This window comes from Sphingomonas sp. (assembly GCF_019746015.1).
Classification (GTDB): Bacteria; Pseudomonadota; Alphaproteobacteria; order Sphingomonadales; family Sphingomonadaceae; genus Sphingomonas.
This window is the reverse complement of sequence record NZ_JAIESM010000053.1, coordinates 1-14,488: the sequence shown is the minus strand read 5'-3', so window position 1 is coordinate 14,488 and position 14,488 is coordinate 1. Positions and strand designations below refer to the sequence as shown.

Here is a 14,488-nt window from a genome sequence, read left to right as displayed (position 1 = left end):
AATCAAATCAGGACGGACTCTAGCGGCTCTTGATGAACGCACGGATATCGGCGGCCAGCTGGCCCAGATCCGCCTCGCGCACATACATCATGTGGCCGGCGCCATAATAATGGAACTGCAGCCGGTCGGCCGGAATGCCGGTTCGGCTGAGCGAATATTCGGCGCCGAAAAAGGGCGTGGCGAAATCATAATAGCCCTGCCCCACGAACACGCGCAGCCCCGAATTCTCGCGCAGCGCCCGCCCCAGATAGGGCGCCACGTTGAAATAGAATTCGTCGCCGCGGTCACCGCCATCCAGCTTCCACTCCCAGCCGCTGACGCCGCCGATGGTCACATATTCACGGTCGGGCGAGAATTTCAGCGTGTCGCGCAGATAGCTGTTGATCGCGGCGGTATAGCTTGCGTCGATGCCATAGAAGCTGGGGTCGTTGTCGGGCGTCTCACCCGCGCGGTCATAATCGCGGCCGGTGTAGCGCGCGTCGAGCCGGCCGATGGTCAGCCCCCGGTCGCGCAGCAATTCCTTGTAAAAGCGCCCCGGCAGCACGCGCAGATCGGCATTTTCCAGATAGGTTTCGGATAGGCCCGTAAAGCGCGCCAGCTGGCGGCGGATCGCGGCGCGCTCTTCGCCCTGCAGCCTGTTACCCTTGACCAGCGCGCTCAGATAGGCGCCCGACGCGAATTGCCGCGCCTGCTCCACCCAGGTGGCGATATCGGGGGCGTCGGCAACCTTGCCATGGAAATGCGCCGCCGCCGCCATCGACGGCAGGTTGACGACATAGGCCATCTCGTTGCCCGGCACTTCCGCCTGCAACCCGAAGTCTAGAATGGTGGAGATCAGGATGACGCCGTTCAGCGCGACATCGTTGTAGCGCCCTTCCAGCTCGTTCACGACCGCTGCCGACCGGGTGGTGCCATAGCTTTCGCCGCCCAGGAATTTGGGGCTGTTCCAGCGGCCATTGTCGCGCAGCCAGGTGCGGATGAACGCGGCAATCGCGCGCGCATCCTTGGCGACGCCGTAAAAATCCTTCGGATCGGTCTTGCCCAGCGCGCGGCTGAAGCCGGTGCCGACGGGGTCGATGAAGACGACGTCGGTCGCGTCGAGCAGGCTCGCCGGATTGTCGACGATCCGATAGGGCGGCGCGCCATCGTCGCGCGCGTCGGACGGGATCGCCACCCGCTTCGGCCCGAACGCGCCCATGTGCAGCCACAGCGAGCCGGAGCCGGGGCCGCCGTTGAACAGGAACGTCACCGGCCGGCTGGTCGGGTCGGTCACCCCTTCCTTCAGATAGGCGATCGAGAAGATCGCCGCCGTCGGCTTGCCGTCCTTGTCCTTCAGATGGGTCTCGCCGGCCACCGCGCGATAGGACACCGCCTGGCCGCCAAAGGTGCCGCTGGCGCGCGTGGTGGACACGACGGGCGCAGGTGTCGCAGGCTCGGCCGCTTCCTTGGCGTCTGGCTTTTTATCCTGTGCCGCGCTCGGCAGCGCCGTCAGTGCTGCCGCCAGTGCCAGACTCCATCCCCAACCGCGCGCCATAGTGTCTCCCCTCATTTCCCGCTTTGCTGCCACATCGGCAGTGTCAACGAAAGTGTCCACGGAACGCGCGTTACGCCGGCGCGTTGAAGGCGGCATGCGGCGCATATTGGTGAGCGGGAAGGTTCAGAAGGTTGGCTACCGCGATTTCATCGTCCGGTGCGCGCGCGATCTGCGCGTGGCGGGCTGGGTGCGCAACCTGAGCGACGGGCGGGTCGAGCTGCTGGTCGCCGGCGAAGGCGATGCGCCCGACGCGCTGATCGAGGCGGCACGCGAGGGGCCGCTGCAGGCGCAGGTCACGCATGTCGAGGTGCTGCCCGCCACCGGCCAGCAGCCCAAGGGCTTCACCAAGCGCTTTACGGTTTAGCGGCCGGCGCAGCGCACGGCCCGTAACCGTCGATCGCCGCCAGCAGCAGCGGCTTCACCGCTGCCGGCCGCAATTTGGCGAGCCTTTGCAACGGGATTTTCTCGCCCAGCTTCTGAGCCAGCACATAGCCGACATAATAGCCATAGCGCGGCGGAAACGGTCCGTTGCCGCCAAAGCTGAACAGCGGCGCATAATCACCGGGCGCGGTTGAGTAGAATTTTGCGCGCACCGCGCACATCGCTTCCGCCAGGCGCGGCTCCACTGCGGGGCGGATCGGGCGCGGAACGGTGAGCAGCAACGCGCGGTCGCTCACGCCCGGATTCAGCCGGCTGGCGGCATAGGTCGCCAGCCCCTCCTGCCACAGCGAGCACCAGATTTGCGGGCAATCGCCAAAGGCGCGCTGGTGATAGACGTGGAAAAGCTCATGATCGAGGAACGCGCCGATCGTCGTTTCGTCGTGCAGGGTGGCGATCATGTCGGCCCCGAACATCAGCACCGTCCGCCCCGCGATCGTCCGCGTGCCGCCATCCTGCTGGCTCATCGAATGGACGAGATAGACCGGCACGGTCAGCCGGTAATCGGGAAAGGTGGCACGGAAATGCTGCTGCCCGCGCGCAAAGGCCGCAGCAAAGCTGGTGGCCGTTGTCGAGAATTTCGCGCGGATGGCGGGAAAGCTTTTCAGGCCAAAGGCAATCATCGTGTCGAACCGGGCCTGGGACGCACCCTTGTCATTATAATAGCCCGGCAGCAGCGGATCGAAGCGGTCATGGAACGCGGTCACGCGCGCCGCATCGGGCATGGCGGCGGTCTCGTCGGCAAAGGCGATGAACGCCGGCGTCAGGTCGGTCAGCGTGCCGGGCTTGGCCGCGTTCGCTGCCAGCTCTGCTGCGGCTGGAGCCGGTGTTGCCCCGGCAATGGCGGTGATCAGCGCCCCCGCGAACAACGACAGGATCATGCGGCTCTCTCCCCACCCCACCTGTATTATCCTTACTATACAGCGCCGAGTGCAGGCAATTGTCTACAGGGTCCGGCGCGGGCGATAGGGGCTTGCGCTGAACGCCCGCTTTGCCACACCATATCGCCCTGAAATTCCGACGCTTGACGTCGCCAGTTGAGACGCAAAGAGGCCTTTATGCGCACGTCCCTCGCCCCGCTTTGCCTGTTCGTCGCGATCGCCGCCGGCGCGCCTGTGCCCGCTATCGCCCAGCAGGGCGCACCCGCCCCCACCGCCGCCGCCGCCGCGCAGCCGATTACACCCGAGGAGCGGCAACAAGGAGCGGCGGCGAACAAGGACATCATCAACGAATATGGCGGCGCCTATCAGGGGCCGCAGGTGCCCTATGTCGAACGGATCGGGCGGCGCATTGCACTCCAATCGGGTCTGTCGGCCGATCCGGGCGCGTTCACCGTCACCGTGCTCGACAGCCCGATCGAAAACGCCTTCGCCATCCCTGGTGGCTATATCTATGTCACGCGCGGGCTGCTGGCGCTGATGAACGACGAGGCGGAACTGGCCGGGGTGCTGGGGCACGAAGTCGGCCATGTCGCCGCGCGCCACAGCCGCAGCCGCCAGCGCGTGGCGCAGCGCAACGCCATATTGGGCATGCTGGGCCAGGTGCTGGTGGGTGCCGCCACCAACAATAGCGGCCTTGGGCAATTGCTCGGCCAGGGCCTCAACACGGGCTCGCAGCTGCTGACGCTGGGCTATTCGCGCGGGCAGGAAACCGAGGCCGACAATCTGGGCATCCGCTATCTGAACAGCGCGCGGTATGACACCGACGCGCTCAGCTCGATGCTGGCCGATCTGGCGGCCTCGACCCGCCTTAGCCAGCAGCTGAGCGGGCAGACGCGATCGGTACCGGCCTGGGCCAGCACTCACCCCGACCCCGACAAGCGCGTGCGCGCCGCCCTCACCCAGGCGCAGGCGACCGGCGGCACCGACTTTCCCCGCAACCGCGATGCCTATCTGAACGCGATCAACGGCATGATCTATGGCGACAATCCCGAGCAGGGGGTGGTCGACGGGCAGAATTTCCTGCATCCCGGCTTCCGCTTGGCGTTCACCGCGCCGCCGGGTTTCCGCATGACCAATGGCGCGCGGGCGGTGTCGATCACCGGCCAGGGCGGACAGGCGGAATTCTCGACCGCCGCCTATTCGGGCAGCCTGCCAGCCTATATCGACACGGTGCTGCGCCAGCTGGCCGGAGACGGCAACAGCGGCCTGCCCCCCGGCGACGTGGTGCGTGGCACCGTCAATGGCTTCCAGACGGCCAGCCGCACGGTGCGCGCCAATACCAGCCAGGGCCAGGTGGACATCACCGTCATCGCCTATGCCACCGCGCCGGACCGGGCGTTTCACTTCACGATCATCACCGCGCCGGGGCAGGGGCTGGGGCCGTTTGGCGGCATGGTGCAGTCGCTGCGTCCGCTGACCGCCGCCCAGGCCGCCGCCGTCAAGCCGCGCTATCTGCGCGTCGTCACCGTCCGCGCCGGCGACACGGTGCAGAGCCTCAGCCAGCGCATGGCGTTCAGCGATTTCCAGCTCGACCGGTTCATGACCATCAACGGGCTGGAACCCGGCGCCACGGTGAAGCCCGGCGACCGGGTGAAGATCGTGACCTATTGAGGGGGGCGGGGCGGCAGCCGCCCACCCACTCACCGCGTCAGCTTCTTGTAAGCCAGTCGCGTAGGCCGGTCCGCCGCGTCGCCTAGGCGGCGCCTTTTGTCTTCCTCATAGCTTTCGAAGTTCCCCTCGAACCACTCCACGTGGCTGTTCCCCTCGAACGCAAGGATATGAGTCGCCAAGCGATCGAGGAAGAAGCGGTCGTGGCTGATCACCACCGCGCAGCCGGCGAAGCTTTCCAGTGCTTCTTCCAGCGCGCGCAGGGTTTCCACGTCAAGATCGTTGGTCGGTTCGTCGAGCAGCAGCACATTGCCGCCCTCTTTCAGCATCTTGGCCATGTGGACGCGGTTGCGTTCGCCGCCCGATAGCTGGCCGACCTTTTTCTGCTGGTCCTGCCCCTTGAAGTTGAACGCGCCGACATAGGCGCGCGTGCCCAGTTCCTGCTTGCCGAAGCGGAACACATCGAGCCCGTCCGAAATTTCTTCCCAGACATTCTTGTTCGGGTCGAGATCGTCGCGCGACTGGTCGACATAGCCCAGCTTCACCGTCTGGCCGATCTCGATGGTGCCGGCATCGGGCTGTTCCTGGCCGGTGATGAGCTTGAACAAGGTCGATTTGCCGGCGCCATTGGGGCCGATCACGCCCACGATGCCGCCCGGCGGCAGAGTGAAGTTCAGATCTTCGAACAGCAGCTTGTCGCCATAGGATTTGGTCAGGCCCTTGGCCTCGATCACGCGGCCGCCCAGCCGTTCGGGCAGCTGGATGAGGATCTGCGCCTTGCCGACGGTGCGGTTTTCCTGCGCCGCGACGAGTTCATCGAACGCCTTGATGCGCGCCTTGGACTTGGTCTGGCGGGCCTTGGGCGTCTGGCGGATCCAGGCCAGTTCGTCCTGAATCGCCTTTTGCCGGCCGGCTTCCTCGCGCTCTTCCTGCTCCAGCCGCTTGGCCTTCTTTTCAAGATAGCCCGAATAATTCGATTCATAGGTGTAGTAACGGCCGCGGTCGAGCTCCAGCACCCAGTTGACGACATTGTCCAGGAAGTAACGGTCGTGCGTCACCAGAATGACGTTGCCGGTATATTCCTTCAGATAATTTTCCAGCCAGGCCACGCTTTCGGCGTCCAGGTGGTTGGTGGGTTCGTCGAGCAGCAGGATGTCGGGCTTTTCGAGCAGCAGCTTGCACAAAGCGACGCGGCGCTTTTCACCGCCGGACAGATTTTCGACCGACGCATCGCCCGGCGGGCAGCGCAGCGCTTCCATCGCCTGTTCGAGTTGGCTGTCGAGCGCCCAGCCATCGACCGCGTCGATCTTGGTCTGAAGCTCGCCCATTTCCTCCATCAGCGCGTCGAAATCGGTGTCTTCCTGCGGATCGCCCATTTCGGCCGAAATCGCGTTGAACCGCTCGACCATCGCGGCGACCGGGCCGGCGCCGTCGCGCACATTGCCCATCACGTCCTTGGTCGGGTCCAGCTGCGGCTCCTGCGGCAGATAGCCCACCTTGATGCCGTCCGCCGCCCACGCCTCGCCGGTGAAATCCTTGTCGATGCCGCCCATGATCTTCATCAGCGTCGACTTGCCCGAGCCGTTGGGGCCGATGATCGCGATCTTCGCGCTGGGCAGGAACTGCAGGTGGATGTTGTTCAGCACCGGCTTGGCGGCGCCGGGGAAGGTCTTGGTCAGGCCCTTCATCACATAGGTGTATTGGACGGCCATCGCCGGTGAACTCCGTTGGCAACAGGGAAAGCGCGCTGCGCATAGCCGCGCCGCCCGCCCTTGGCAACGAGAACGGGTTCAGTCCGTCCAGACGGTGATGCGGCTGCGATCGTGCATGCCGTGCACGCGAACCGGCTGGCCCGGCCGGGTGTTGATGGGCGCAGCGAAGCGGTGATGAATTGCCGCCCAGTTCGACGGGGCGTGCCCAGGAAGGTTCTCATAGACCACCCCGCCGCCCAGATCGAGCTGCAGCCATTGCAGCACCCCGGTCGCGCGGCCGCCAGACGCGGTCAGCGTCACTGTTGCCCGGCCGGGTGCGGCATAGTTTGCGCTGGCCAGGTCGAAGCAGAACAAGTCGGCCACGTCGCTCCGCTGCATCAGCATGTCACTGTCCACACGCAGGCGGCGCTGCCAGGGCACGAAACGGTTGAAGGCGGACAGGTCAAATCCGTCGACATGGCCAAGCGACGAGCGGTCCCTGCTTGTGTCCTCAACCAGCGCAACCCGCGCCACGCCGGCAACCGGAATGACGATCGCATCATCGGCAACCAGCGCGCCCATCGCATGTTCGTGCGCGGGCAGCACCTGTTCGGACAGCAGATCGTTGGCGATGATCTCGGAAACCAGAATATCCGCCCGCCAGCCCATGTCGCGCGCGGCATCAAGTTTGGTCGAATGCTCAGCGATCACCCGCACCTTGTGCGACCAGCCATTCGCCGCAATCACCTCTGCGGCGGCGCGCGCGATCAGCGGGTTCGCCTCGCACGTTACCACTTCCACTGCACCTGCCTCTGCCGCGTAGAGCGCGAGCAGGCCGGTGCCGGTGCCGATTTCCAGCACGCGCGCGCCCGGGCGCCGGGTAAGCGCGGCCTTGATCGCCGCGCGATAGGCCGCATTGCGGGGCCGGTCGCGCACCAGCAGAAAATGCCACGCCGGCACCTGTGCCGCGATCAGATCATGCAGCCGGCATGCCGTGGGCGCATCGGCCAGCGGCAATGCCTGCTCGGCGAGCGCGGCAGCCTCCTCCTTGCGGCCGGCGTCCACCATCATCTCGGCGATGCGCAGCATGGCGGCTGGATTGCCCATTGCCTGGGGCAGCAGTGCGTCGATCGCAGCTTTCGTGTTCAACGCCATGGGCTCGTGCTAGCCTGCCCGGACGGCCAGCGCCAGCGCGGCAATTGTTGCATCTTCGTGCCGGTCGGTTAGGCAGGGGGAATGATCACCCGCTCTGCTCTTGCCGCCGCCCTTCTGCCCTTGCTCGCGGCACCCGCCCTCGCCCAGACCGCGCCCGATGTGGCCCAGGCACGCGACGCCGCGCTGAACGACACGCTGGGCTATGAGATTGTGTCTGGCCTCACCACCGAAGTCGGCCCTCGCCCGGCCGGCAGCGCGGCGGAAGCGCGCGCGCGCGACTGGGCCAAGGCGCGGCTGACGGCGCTGGGCTTCAAGAATGTGCGCATCGAAACCTATCAGATGGCGGTGTGGGAACGCGGCGCGGAAACGGCCGAAGTCATCGCCCCCTTCCCGCAGAAGCTGCGGGTAACGGCGCTGGGCCAATCGGGCGCGACGCCCGCTGAGGGCATCACCGCGCCCGTCGTGCTGTTCAGGAGCATGGCAGAGCTGAACGCGGCGCCGGCGGGCAGCCTGGCCGGCAAGATCGCCTTCGTCACCCACGCGATGGCGCGGGCGCAGGACGGGTCGGGCTATCGCCAGTTCGGCGCGGTGCGGTTCGTCGGCCCCGGCATTGCGGCAAAAAAGGGCGCGATCGCCATCGTCATCAAGTCGGTCGGCACCGATCAGGGGCGCGGACCCCATACCGGGCAGACCAATTTCGGAAAGGATGTGACCCCCATCCCGGCGGGCGCGCTCTCCGTCTCCGACGCGGCCAATCTGGAGCGGATGCTGGCGCGCGGCGCGGTAACGCTGAAGCTGGTGCTGACGCCGCGCCAGATCGGCATGCGCGAATCGGGCAATGTGATTGCAGAGGTGCCCGGCACCGACCCGGCCGCCGGCATCGTGCTGATCGGCGGCCATCTGGACAGCTGGGACCTGGGCACCGGTGCGATTGACGATGGCGCCGGGCTGGCGATCACTACGGCGGCGGCCAAGCGCCTGCTCGACGGCCCGGCGCCGCGCCGCACCATCCGCGTCGTGTGGTTCGGGGCGGAGGAAGTGGGCGGCCCCGGCGCCGCCGATTATTTCAAGCGCCATGGCGGTGAGCGGCACGCGCTGGTGGCGGAAAGCGATACCGGCGCCGACCGCGTCTGGCGCTGGCAGGCAACGCTGCCCGACGAAGCAAAGCCGATCGCGGCACGGCTGACCGATGCGCTTGCCCCGCTCGGCATCACGCGGGGCGATGGCGCAGCCGGTGGCGGGGCGGATGTCGGCCCGGTTGCGCGCGCGGGGGCAGCGGTGATCGACCTCAATCAGGATGCGAGCCGCTATTTCGACTATCACCACACGCCCGAGGACACGCTGGAGCGGATCGACCCGGCCCAGCTGCGCCAGAACATCGCCGCGTGGACGGCAATGCTGACGATCGTCGCCAATGCGCCCGAGGATATCGGCCCGGTGCCACCAGCCAAGCGGGGCGCCGAGTGACGCGGCGCGCCTTTGCCCCGCTGCTGCTGGCGGCGCTGCTTGCCGGATGTGGCGGGGCGCGCGATGCCGGCAAGGGCGCCAATGCCGAGGCGGCCATCGAAAACCAGGCCGCGGCAATGGAAGCCAGCGTCGAACGGTCGAGCAACCAAACCATGCACGACATGATCGGGGCTGGTGAAAATTCGATGGTCGACCCGGTGCCGGACAACACCACCGCGCCCGCCAACAGCCAGTAACGGGGCGGCGGTTTACCGGCCGAAAAAGGCGTCGATCACCGAGGCCGCCAGCCGCGCCGGGCGCAGCGTAACCGCATCGACGCAGCACCAGCTCGATCGCACCTCGGCCAGCACTTCCTCGCCGCGCTTGATCACCGTCTGATAGAAAGCGCGGGTGCCGTGGAAATGCTCCAGCAGCACGGTGGCGACCACGTCATCGGCCAGAAAGGCCGGCTTGCGATAGGTGATCTCGTGCTTCAGCGCGACCCACAGATGTTTGGTGATCGCATCGGCCGGCGCCAGTTGCCGCCAGTGCGACAGCACCGCTTCCTGCACCCATTTCAGATAGCTGGCATTGTTCACATGCCCCATGAAGTCGATATCCTGGGGATCGATGGCAATGCGATAGCTATGTGGTTGGGTGGCCTCCATGCGCACAGCCTAGCCGCGAAGCCTTAACGAAGCGACCCCAATCTGCGTGTCATCCGTGAATCTGCGTACCCGGTGCAGGCAGGCGCAGCGTCGCGGCAAGGCCCGGTGCATTGTCCCCGATGATCAGTTTGCCGCCATGGACATGGGCAATGGCGGAAACGAGGTTCAGCCCCAGCCCATGCCCGCCCTCCCCCCGGCTGGGGTCGAGCCGGACGAAGCGGCGCACCACGCGCTCGCGGTCCTTCTCGGGCACGCCCGGGCCATTGTCCGCCACCACCAGCTCGACATCGCCGTTGCGGCCGCGCGTGGCGCTGAGCGCGATATGCGTGCCCAGCGGGGTGTGGCGCTGGGCATTGTCGAGCAGGTTGATCAGTGCCTGGGCGATCAGCTCGCGGTCGCCCACCACGATCAGGTCGTCGGCGACCTGGCTTTCCATGCTGCGCCCCTCGTCAGTGACGGCAGGGGCATAGGCGTCGTAGAGATCGGCGACTAGGCTGCTGACATCGACATTGGTGAAGCTGCGCTTCAGCGCGCCGCCCTCAACTTCCGATATCCGCAGAATGGCGGCGAACAGCCGCAGCAGATCGTCGCTCTGGCGAAGCGCACGTTCAAGCGCGGCGCGCTGCACCACGGGGTCAGCCGGCCCCTCCCCCGTGCCGAGCGCCAGCTCAACCTCGCCGCGCAGCCGGGCAAGCGGCGTGCGCAGATCATGCGCGACATCGCTCGACACCTGGCGCAGATTCTCCAGCAATTGCGCAATGCGGTCGAGCATTGCGTTCAGGCCGCGCCCCAGCCGGTCAAACTCGTCGCCGCGCGACGACACCGGGATGCGCCGCGTCAGGTCACCGCTCGCAATCGCCTGCGCGGTCTCGCCCACCGTCTCCAGCCGGGCGCGCAGATAGCCCCCCAGGAAGATCGCGCCCGCAATCCCCACGATCAGCGCGATGCCGATTGCCGCCAGCGTCAACTCCAGGATGATCTGCTGGATTTCGGCCACGGCATCGCCGTCCACCGCAACCGCCAGCCGCCACCCTTTGCCGATGTCGCTCACCAGCAGCCGGGTCTGGCCGGTCGGCAGCATGATCCAGCGCCAGCCGAGCGGCGGCGACGGCGCGGGCAAGGTGCCGGCGCGGCGGCTGCCGCCGGGCGCGTAAATACCATAGAGAAACGCGTTCAACCCGCCCATATTCTGCCGCGCCGTGATCGTGGTCAGCAGCTCGTTCAGGCTCTTGCGATGGATTTCGTCCATCAGTTCGGCGGTTTCGATGCGGATATTCTCGTCCTGCTGGCGGCCGATCTCGCGGTCGGCGGCCAGATAGACCGCCGCCCCCAGCACCGAAATCGTCAGTGCAAAGATGGCGGCATAAACAAAGGCGATTCGATAGGCGGCGCTCGCGAACAGCCTAGTCATCCGACCTCATGCGATAGCCGACGCCGCGCAGGGTCTGGATCGGATCGCTGTCGAACCCCTCATTGATCTTGGACCGCAGCCGGCTCAGATGGCTCTCGACGATGTTGGTCTGCGGGTCGAAGTGAAAGCCCCAGACCAGCTCAAGGAACATCGTGCGCGTCACCACCTTGCCGGCGTGGCGCATCAGCTGTTCCAGCAGCGAGAATTCGCGCGGCTGCAGGTGGATTTCCCGGCCCTCGCGCCGCACCTCGCGCTTGATCAGATCCATCTCGATCCCGGCAACCGCAAGCCGTGTCAGCGATTCGCTGATCGGCGGGCGGCGCATCAGCGCGGAAAGCCGCGCGGTCAGCTCGGGAAAGGCGAAGGGCTTGACCAGATAATCATCGGCGCCCGCCTCCAGCCCGGAAACCCGGTCCATAATGCCGCCCAGCGCGGTCAGCATCAGCACCGGGGTGGACATGCCAGCGGCGCGCCAGCGGGTGAGCACTTCGACGCCATCGATGCCCGGCAGCATCCGGTCGAGCACCACCACGTCATAGCTTTCGGTGCCGCCTGATTTCAGCGCATCGTCGCCGGTGCCGACCCGCGTTACCTGATGGCCCAGATCGACCAGCCCCTGCTCCACCAGCCGGGCGGTGACTTCATCATCTTCAGCCAGAAGCACTCGCATGGTGCTTGTCTAGCATAGCGTACGAAAATCGCCCGCTAAATTGCCCCAATGTAGATGAACGAACACGCCCAAGCGCTCAGGCCGCCTTGGCCCGCACCTCGCGCGCGATCTGCGCCTGATAGACACTGGCACCCAGATAATCGCGGAATTCCAGCGCCAGTGTGTCACGCGTCAGGCTGAACGCGCCAAAGCCCGAGCGGGCGAGCGCAAACCGCGTGCCCGCCACCTGCGCCACCGGCCGCACTTCGGACCCGGCGCCGCACAGCACATAATCGACGCCATTGTCGACGATGTGCTGCAGGTCATGGTCGTGCCCGGCGATATAGGCCTGCACGCCGTGGCGCTCCAATATCGGCTTCACCATCGCCACCATTTCCGGCGTATCGCCATGGCCGCTGCCGCCGGAGCGGATGGTGTGATGGCCCATCACGATCTTCCAGGCCGCGCGCGACTTGCTGAGCGCGGCATCGAGCCAGGCGAGCTGGTGGCGGACATCCTGCTGCGCGACATTCTGCGCGATGCGGCTTTTCACATTGTCGCGATATTTGTTCACCATCGGCGAGGTGTCGATGAAGAAAAAGTCCGCCTCGGGCAGCCCCAGGCTGGCGCCCGGCACCGTGTAATAGCGTGCCGGCAGCCGCCAGCGCTTGCTGACTCGCGCATAATCGAGCTGCGCCTGCGGATTGCCGCGATAGTCATGATTACCGAGCGTCACAAACCACGGCACCTGCAGCGACGGGTCGGTATAGACGCGCTCGAACGAGCTGGCCCATTGCGGATCGGTGATCGAATCGACCCCGTCATCGTAGAAATTGTCGCCCACCGAGGCGACGAAGCGCGCGCGGCTGGCGCTGGCGGTCTTGCCCATCTGCACGGCCACATCGCGCTGATGCTCGGCGCCGTCACGCCCCCAATCGCCCACCACCAGGAAATTCAGCGGCTTGCCCGCCGCCTGCGCCGGCACTAGCGGCGCGACCGCCCCAGCCGCCAGCCCGCCCATCACTGCCCGACGATCGATCCGCATCCTTGGCGCTCCCCAATTCTTGATGCCAACCCCTGACACGCAATTTGTTGCGCGGCAATGACGGTGATCCCCCGCCCACCGTCGCCGATGCACGGCCAATAAAGTGCGCGGCCTGTAACCGCCGCACCCGCGCCACCGTATCCGCCGCGAACCAACAAGCGGAGTTTACCATCATGCGCCATTCCCACCTTCTTGCCGCCATCGCCGCCATCGCCGCACCCATTGCCATTGTCGCCCCGGCGCAGGCAGGCACGGTGCGCAGCTACAACGCCGCTGAATTCAACGCGTTGCAGGCGCAGGGCAAGCCCGTGCTGATCTTCGTCCACGCCCCCTGGTGCCCGGTGTGCCGCGCCCAGACCAAGACCATCGACGAAGTGCTGCAGGACCCGGCCTATCGCGACCTGACCGTGATGAAGATCGACTTCGACACCGGCAAGGCCGACTGGCAGCGTTTCGGCGCGACGCAGCAATCGACGCTGATCGGCTTTCATGGCCGCCGCGAGACCAGCCGGCTGGCGCATGATACCGACCCGGCCAAGGTGAAGGCAGTGCTCGCCTCGACGCTGCGCTGATCGACATGGCCGCCGACGTTCTCAATCCGGCGCTGGGCTTTGGCGCCGGCGTCTTGACCATCCTGTCGCCGTGCGTGCTGCCGCTGGTGCCCGTCGTGCTGAGCGCGGCGGCCCAGCGCCACCGCTATGGCCCGCTGGCGCTCGCGGCGGGGCTGGTGACCAGCTTCACGCTGATCGGCTTCCTCGTCGCCGTGTTCGGCGCCAGCATCGGGCTGGATACGGGCACACTGCGGCTGGCCGGTGCCGGCATTCTGGTGCTGGCGGGTCTGTTGCTGGTGATGCCCCAGGCACAGACCGCGCTGGCCAGCGCCGCCGGGCCGCTCGCCAACTGGGCAAGCCAGCGCCAGGATGCGCTGGAACGTTATGGCTTGCTCGGCCAGGCCGGGATTGGCGCGCTGCTCGGCCTGGTGTGGAGCCCGTGCGTCGGCCCCACGCTGGGCGCGGCCACGGCGCTGGCGGCACAGGGGCAGCAGCTGCCGCAGGTGGCGCTGACCATGGCGGCCTTTGGCGCCGGCATTGCCAGCGTGCTGCTGGTGCTGGGCTTTGCCGGCCGCAGCCTGATCGCGCGCTGGCGCGGCCGGCTGATGAACACCGGCAAGAACGGCAAGCTGGTGCTGGGTGCTATGCTGCTCGTCATCGGCGCGGCCATCCTAACCGGGATCGACCGCCAGGTCGAAGGCGTGCTCGTCGCCGCCTCGCCCGACTGGCTGGTGGAATGGTCGACCAAGCTGTAACCGTGCCCCCGCCTAGGTGGGGCCGGCCAGCCGCTTGCGCTGGGTGACGACGGGATTGCCGGCCGCATCAATCTCGAAGCCGCGCACCTCGAACCCCGAGCGCAGGTTGAGGATGATCATCGCGTTGTTGTTAGCGCGCGTTCGCGTTTCGACGGTGGCATAGCCCAGCGCCATCAGCCGGTCGTGCTGGATTATGGTCAATTGCTCGGCAATGCCGCGCCGGCGCCAGTCGGGGTCGACCCCGCCCAGCCAGCTGTAGAACAGCGTCGCACCGCGCCGATAGCCGAGCTTGAAGCCGATCGGCGCGTCGCCGTGCAGCGCCTGCACCAGAACGGGGTCAACCACGCTCGCCAGCCGGTCGAGATAGCCAGGATCGAAGGCGCCGAACACCCGGCCGCACAAGGTCGCCAGCGGCGCCTGATCCCGCGCCGCGTCATCCACTATGATGCGATAGCTGATATCGTCCACCACCATGTCCCTGATCCGGCATGGCCATAAGCGGGAAAGCGGCGCGGCGGCAATGGTCGGGGAGACAGGATTCGAACCTGCGACCCTCTGCTCCCAAAGCAGATGCGCTACCAGGCTGCGCTACTCCC

15 protein-coding genes are annotated in these 14,488 nt (G+C 66.6%); 6 read left to right on the top strand and 9 right to left on the bottom strand.

Annotated elements, in window-relative coordinates; translation table 11 throughout:
• Positions 1-19: 19 nt before the first annotated feature.
• A complete protein-coding gene (locus K2Y03_RS08020) occupies positions 20-1,534 on the bottom strand; it encodes a peptidase S10 (protein ID WP_294089815.1) in 1,515 nt (504 codons plus the stop codon).
• Positions 1,535-1,643: 109 nt separating this feature from the next.
• Between K2Y03_RS08020 and K2Y03_RS08015 the strand changes: the two genes are divergently transcribed.
• Complete coding sequence (locus tag K2Y03_RS08015; protein WP_294089814.1) at positions 1,644-1,898, top strand: acylphosphatase; 255 nt, start codon at positions 1,644-1,646, stop codon at positions 1,896-1,898.
• Here K2Y03_RS08015 and K2Y03_RS08010 read toward each other — a convergent pair.
• Positions 1,888-2,853, bottom strand: coding sequence for a hypothetical protein (locus K2Y03_RS08010; RefSeq protein WP_294089813.1), 966 nt, complete (start codon positions 2,851-2,853; stop codon positions 1,888-1,890). The two genes, K2Y03_RS08015 and K2Y03_RS08010, sit on opposite strands and share 11 nt — an antisense overlap.
• A gap of 177 nt (positions 2,854-3,030) precedes the next feature.
• Between K2Y03_RS08010 and K2Y03_RS08005 the strand changes: the two genes are divergently transcribed.
• A complete protein-coding gene (locus K2Y03_RS08005; RefSeq protein ID WP_294089812.1) occupies positions 3,031-4,524 on the top strand; it encodes a M48 family metalloprotease in 1,494 nt (497 codons plus the stop codon).
• A 29-nt stretch (positions 4,525-4,553) separates the two neighbouring features.
• Here K2Y03_RS08005 and ettA read toward each other — a convergent pair whose 3' ends face one another.
• Positions 4,554-6,233 (bottom strand): energy-dependent translational throttle protein EttA, encoded by a 1,680-nt coding sequence (gene ettA, locus K2Y03_RS08000; RefSeq protein WP_294089811.1) that lies wholly within the window; start codon positions 6,231-6,233, stop codon positions 4,554-4,556.
• 78 nt (positions 6,234-6,311) lie between these two features.
• Positions 6,312-7,361: a 50S ribosomal protein L11 methyltransferase gene (locus tag K2Y03_RS07995; RefSeq protein ID WP_294089809.1), complete on the bottom strand. Its 1,050-nt coding sequence runs from the start codon at positions 7,359-7,361 to the stop codon at positions 6,312-6,314.
• Between the two features lie 87 nt (positions 7,362-7,448).
• On the opposite strand from K2Y03_RS07995, the gene K2Y03_RS07990 reads away from it, so the two are divergent.
• Both K2Y03_RS07990 and K2Y03_RS07985 read left to right on the top strand, forming a co-directional pair.
• The gene (locus tag K2Y03_RS07990; protein ID WP_294089808.1) at positions 7,449-8,834 is read left to right on the top strand and encodes a M20/M25/M40 family metallo-hydrolase; all 1,386 of its coding nucleotides are present in this window, start codon (positions 7,449-7,451) and stop codon (positions 8,832-8,834) included.
• Positions 8,831-9,070 (top strand): hypothetical protein, encoded by a 240-nt coding sequence (locus K2Y03_RS07985; protein WP_294089807.1) that lies wholly within the window; start codon positions 8,831-8,833, stop codon positions 9,068-9,070. Before K2Y03_RS07990 ends, K2Y03_RS07985 begins: the two co-directional genes overlap by 4 nt.
• 12 nt (positions 9,071-9,082) lie before the next feature.
• On the opposite strand, the gene K2Y03_RS07980 is transcribed toward K2Y03_RS07985, so the two are convergent.
• The 4 genes from K2Y03_RS07980 to K2Y03_RS07965 all read right to left on the bottom strand — a co-directional run bounded on the left by K2Y03_RS07980 (position 9,083) and on the right by K2Y03_RS07965 (position 12,586).
• The gene (locus tag K2Y03_RS07980; protein WP_294089805.1) at positions 9,083-9,481 is read right to left on the bottom strand and encodes a thioesterase family protein; all 399 of its coding nucleotides are present in this window, start codon (positions 9,479-9,481) and stop codon (positions 9,083-9,085) included.
• A gap of 49 nt (positions 9,482-9,530) precedes the next feature.
• Entirely contained in the window at positions 9,531-10,892 is a 1,362-nt protein-coding gene (locus K2Y03_RS07975) for a HAMP domain-containing sensor histidine kinase (RefSeq protein WP_294089803.1), read from the bottom strand.
• Complete coding sequence (locus tag K2Y03_RS07970; protein ID WP_294089801.1) at positions 10,885-11,562, bottom strand: response regulator transcription factor; 678 nt, start codon at positions 11,560-11,562, stop codon at positions 10,885-10,887. The genes K2Y03_RS07975 and K2Y03_RS07970 overlap by 8 nt, the downstream gene beginning before the upstream one ends.
• Positions 11,563-11,638: 76 nt before the next feature.
• A complete protein-coding gene (locus K2Y03_RS07965) occupies positions 11,639-12,586 on the bottom strand; it encodes a tartrate-resistant acid phosphatase type 5 family protein (protein ID WP_294089799.1) in 948 nt (315 codons plus the stop codon).
• Positions 12,587-12,759: 173 nt separating this feature from the next.
• On the opposite strand from K2Y03_RS07965, the gene K2Y03_RS07960 reads away from it, so the two are divergent.
• Positions 12,760-13,158 carry a thioredoxin family protein gene (locus K2Y03_RS07960; protein WP_294089798.1) on the top strand — a complete coding sequence of 133 codons (399 nt, stop codon included), beginning with the start codon at positions 12,760-12,762 and terminating at the stop codon, positions 13,156-13,158.
• Between the two features lie 5 nt (positions 13,159-13,163).
• The gene (locus K2Y03_RS07955; protein ID WP_294089797.1) at positions 13,164-13,892 is read left to right on the top strand and encodes a cytochrome c biogenesis CcdA family protein; all 729 of its coding nucleotides are present in this window, start codon (positions 13,164-13,166) and stop codon (positions 13,890-13,892) included.
• Positions 13,893-13,904: 12 nt separating this feature from the next.
• Here the strand turns inward: K2Y03_RS07955 and K2Y03_RS07950 are convergent, their stop codons facing one another.
• Positions 13,905-14,360 (bottom strand): GNAT family N-acetyltransferase, encoded by a 456-nt coding sequence (locus K2Y03_RS07950; protein ID WP_294089796.1) that lies wholly within the window; start codon positions 14,358-14,360, stop codon positions 13,905-13,907.
• Positions 14,361-14,488 lie beyond the last annotated feature (128 nt).

Bases quoted from the DNA above. Each gene is read 5' to 3' on its own strand.
- K2Y03_RS07975 (WP_294089803.1), bottom strand. From the start codon at position 10,892: ATGACTAGGCTGTTCGCGAGCGCCGCCTATCGAATCGCCTTTGTTTAT.
- K2Y03_RS07970 (WP_294089801.1), bottom strand. From the start codon at position 11,562: ATGCGAGTGCTTCTGGCTGAAGATGATGAAGTCACCGCCCGGCTGGTG.
- K2Y03_RS07990 (WP_294089808.1), top strand. From the start codon at position 7,449: ATGATCACCCGCTCTGCTCTTGCCGCCGCCCTTCTGCCCTTGCTCGCG.
- K2Y03_RS08010 (WP_294089813.1), bottom strand. From the start codon at position 2,853: ATGATCCTGTCGTTGTTCGCGGGGGCGCTGATCACCGCCATTGCCGGG.
- K2Y03_RS08005 (WP_294089812.1), top strand. From the start codon at position 3,031: ATGCGCACGTCCCTCGCCCCGCTTTGCCTGTTCGTCGCGATCGCCGCC.
- K2Y03_RS07980 (WP_294089805.1), bottom strand. From the start codon at position 9,481: ATGGAGGCCACCCAACCACATAGCTATCGCATTGCCATCGATCCCCAG.
- K2Y03_RS07960 (WP_294089798.1), top strand. From the start codon at position 12,760: ATGCGCCATTCCCACCTTCTTGCCGCCATCGCCGCCATCGCCGCACCC.
- K2Y03_RS08020 (WP_294089815.1), bottom strand. From the start codon at position 1,534: ATGGCGCGCGGTTGGGGATGGAGTCTGGCACTGGCGGCAGCACTGACG.
- K2Y03_RS07955 (WP_294089797.1), top strand. From the start codon at position 13,164: ATGGCCGCCGACGTTCTCAATCCGGCGCTGGGCTTTGGCGCCGGCGTC.
- ettA (WP_294089811.1), bottom strand. From the start codon at position 6,233: ATGGCCGTCCAATACACCTATGTGATGAAGGGCCTGACCAAGACCTTC.
- K2Y03_RS07965 (WP_294089799.1), bottom strand. From the start codon at position 12,586: ATGCGGATCGATCGTCGGGCAGTGATGGGCGGGCTGGCGGCTGGGGCG.